The organism is Vibrio sp. 10N.222.46.A1 (assembly GCF_041473595.1).
GTDB lineage: Bacteria > Pseudomonadota > Gammaproteobacteria > Enterobacterales > Vibrionaceae > Vibrio > Vibrio tasmaniensis_A.
Window position 1 is genome coordinate 1 of the sequence record NZ_JBFRSN010001568.1, and the last position, 220, is coordinate 220.

The following is a 220-nucleotide window of genomic DNA, read 5'->3' on the forward strand; positions in this document are numbered from 1 at the left end:
CATCATTGTCGCTGTTTACAAGACGCATTGGAGTATGATCTTTGAGTGAAAACGCGGCATCACGAACTTGGTAACGAGTTTGAGCGACTTCACCGGATTTTTCCCAAGTCATTGCATTCTGGTCGGCATCGACCACACCTAACCAACCTTCACCTGGGTGCTTGCCTACCCAGTTATCAGTCAGAGATTCGTCTACGTACCAAATAATCAAACCCGGATC

Annotated in this window: 1 protein-coding gene; it reads right to left on the bottom strand. The window is 47.3% G+C overall.

The window, feature by feature from the left end; translation table 11 throughout:
* The coding region (locus AB4496_RS28145) for a hypothetical protein (RefSeq protein WP_372133328.1) at window positions 1-220 on the bottom strand (220 nt) is incomplete at both ends.